Source organism: Shewanella sp. 5_MG-2023, from assembly GCF_030547465.1.
Lineage (GTDB): Bacteria > Pseudomonadota > Gammaproteobacteria > Enterobacterales > Shewanellaceae > Shewanella.
The window spans coordinates 1-3,418 of record NZ_JAUORC010000060.1 but is presented as its reverse complement, the minus strand read 5'-3'; the positions used below and the strand labels follow the sequence as shown (position 1 = coordinate 3,418).

Annotated in this window: 1 protein-coding gene and 1 pseudogene; one reads left to right on the top strand and one right to left on the bottom strand. The window is 35.9% G+C overall.

The genetic code is table 11. From position 1 onward, the window contains the following. Positions 1-180: pseudogene (locus Q4557_RS19545) on the bottom strand (transposase); the annotation flags it as partial. A 542-nt stretch (positions 181-722) separates the two neighbouring features. On the opposite strand from Q4557_RS19545, the gene Q4557_RS19540 reads away from it, so the two are divergent. After that, positions 723-3,401 carry an insulinase family protein gene (locus Q4557_RS19540; protein ID WP_303414979.1) on the top strand — a complete coding sequence of 893 codons (2,679 nt, stop codon included), beginning with the start codon at positions 723-725 and terminating at the stop codon, positions 3,399-3,401. Positions 3,402-3,418 lie beyond the last annotated feature (17 nt).

Below are 3,418 nucleotides of genomic sequence, written 5' to 3'. Positions count from 1 at the left end.
AATCGCGAAAATCGTCGACAATTCAATAATTCGGTTATCTACCCACTCACGGCGATGTTCATAGTTTTCGCCTGTCGACTTATCAAACCCACACAAAAATGCCTTACGTACCACACGCGAACAACAGTGGTAGTAAGGCGTATCTTCTAAACTCACGAGTATTTTTCTAGGTCTGGCCATCATTAATTACCGAAAATTAAGTAATAACTAAAGCCTAGTAGAGTGTTTAACATTTAGCCAACTAGAATGGGTGGCCTTGTTATTATCGGGGGTAGATGTAAGCGTTGTTTCAAAAGCGCTTTGCCATACATCGTTAAAACATACTTTGGTTTATGCTCATCAAGCTAGGCAAGCTATTGCTGAAGCGTTTCAGAAATTAGTTTGATTTGAAAAATAAGTGGAAAGTTCCAGTAGCTAAAGTGAAACACGCATTATGATTAAACCGATAATATCATGTTCAATCGACAGTTCAAATTATCGAACGTCTGCCTATAAGCAAGATAACGTTAAACATATTCAAAAAAGTTGAAGTTAATATGTACATACTTATAACCTATTTCTTGCGTTTCAACGATAAAAGAAAGGTATGCTATTAGAAAAATCATAACGGGTTTACCTGTTGTAGTTGGCCATAAAAATATAGGCTGAAACACTATTTTAAATTATGTATATTAACGTGATAAATATGGATTTTTAACACAGAACAGTTACAGGGATTTTTAATGTTTAAAGAGTTTTTTTTTATTTGTGCTATTGGAAGTATAGCTTTCATGCTACCAGCTCAGCAGATATCTCCAAATTATGCAAGCAAGCAGCTTTCTTCTCAGTTTACGCTGTCAAATGGATTAAGAGTTGTAGTTATATCGGATCCAAATGCTGAGGTATCAGCTGCCTCGCTCACTATCAAAGCAGGTCAACGTGAGGCTCCATTTCACGCCCAAGGATTACCACACCTATTAGAGCATATTGTGTTTTTGGGGAGTAAGCAGTATCCGCAAATTGACAGTTGGGATAATTTCTTTAAATCAGCAGGTGGTTGGTCTAATGGATCAACACGCAGCGGAAATACGCGTTATCATTTTCAGATACAAAATTCCTTATTTAGAGATGGTCTAGGAAGGTTAGTTGATATTATAGAAAGCCCAATGATATTGACTAACGCTGTTGATATAGGGCTTTCAGAAGTTAATGAGGAGTTTGAGTCTGGGAGAAATAATGATTGGCAAGGTATATTGTCAGTTATGAAAGACATGACTATCGACACAAATAGTGCTCGAAAATTTGGAATTGGAAATCATGAATCATTAGGTACAGAAGCTAGAAATATCGAACCAGCATTAAAAATATTCCATTCGCGTTTCTACGTTGCAAATAATATGGCTTTAGCCATATATACCAACGAGCCTCAAGAAGACATCATAAAGTTTATTAAATCTGAGTTTGGGTCTCTTGAATCTGGTGAAGATAATGTACCAAAATACATACCACTTCATTCTAATTCACAGTTAGCTACCTTAATTTCAATTGACTCTGAATCAAACCGTATATCGTTAGATATGCGGTTTGAGGTACCTAATAGGTTGTCAAAAACTAATTTTGATACTTCCACGTTAGTTATTGACTTAATTGGTCATGAAGCTCCAGGGTCTATTTTTCACTACCTTAAATCAAAAGGTTTGGCGTATTCGTTATCTGCATCATTCCAAGGTGATTACTTGAATGAAGTGTTGAATATATATATTGATTTAACGCCAAAAGGACATAATGAATTAGGCTTGGTTATGGGGAGTGTTTTTGCTTATGTGAATAAAATTAGCTCTGGTGTACCGTTATATGTGCAGAAAGAGCTACAGCTTGTTCGAGAGAGAGTTTTAGATAAAGCGGTAAGTAAAGAGCCTGGAGATTGGTTAAGTGATATATCTGATACCTTATTACATTTTGAAACTGTCAATTCAATTACACATAAGGGGAGTTTCGACCTAGTAAGCTCAATGGACTTAAGAGGTTATTTGAGCCATTTAACCCCCTCAAATATGCAAGCATTCGTCACAAGCAAGACTGATAAAGTATATAAGCGATCTTCTAGCTTTTATGATCGCCAATTTAGTATATCAAAAATAGGGGACACCATTGATAAAAGTATTCCCCAATTAGACAGAGATAATTTCCATTTTCCGAGTGAAAACCCTTATTTGAGTCAAGATAAGCAAACTAGAATAGAATTCCCACTTGAAGTATCAATAGTAGATGTCAAAAAAGGAGAGATGAGCGATGAAATACTCATTCAACTTGAGGGACATAGGAATAGGTCGAGCTCTCAAACTAGAGTAATGTCACTTTTACTAATTGAAAAACTAAGGAGCGCGTTAGGAGATAAAGCTTACTTTGCAGCTGTTGCCGACTATAAACTTGAAACTCACCTTAACTATCAATCAATCGGCATAGTGCTGTCTGGACAAGGAAAGCTGCTTGCAAAATATGCCCATGATATTTTAAGGAGTGGTTTAAAAGAGGTGAGTGCTGTTGAATTAGAGCGAATTAAGGATATTTCGCTCAGAAAGTATAATTACAACCTTAGGGATAAAGCCTTTAAGCTGGCAATACTTGATTCGGATAGTCAAGTTGATAAAAGGTTGTCACCAGATTTAATTCCTGAATTAATCAGTAAAGTAACTCAACCAGATTTCAACGATTTTATTACTGAAGTTAAAGAGTCAATTATAGTAGTAAACCCTACAGGTAAACCGATACTTACTGGTTATTTTACAAATAATAAAATGCACAAGCAAAATCGAAATTGGCACACCGATAATAAAGATGCCTACTCTGTAAGAATCGGAGTTGATTCACAGAAGAAGGCGCTTTCTCATACATTAGTCACTAGATATGCATCTCCAATTGATGAAGCAAGTCTCAGAGTGTTGAAGGAGCTAACTACAAGTGGGTTTAGTGATCTAATGAGAACTCAGAAAAAGATAGCTTATATAGCGAACTCCAAAATGAATAGGCTTTCTAGAGCTTCACTGTCCTATGTTGTTGAATCTTCTAGTACCGAACATTCTGTGTTAGTAAAATACACGCATGATTATCTACATAATCAGTTGCAAACAAGGTTTGACGGCATTTCAGAAGCGAGTTTTAAACAGGCTAAAACCAATGCACTACTTGGTTTGGGGGCAGAAACAAATGGTAAATCGTTCTTGAGAGCAATAAGTTATGAGATAGAAATGGGGTATAAGCCTCGTGAATACACCAACCAGGTTATAAAAGAAATTGAGTCTTTGGAGCTTTCAGAAGCAATATTGTTTTTATCAAAATTCAACAATCTGTACCTAAAAAAGTTACAAAGCCACCCATTATTTAGAAGTTATAACATAACGCCATTCGTTTTAAGTTGCTAACACTTACATCCATTAAC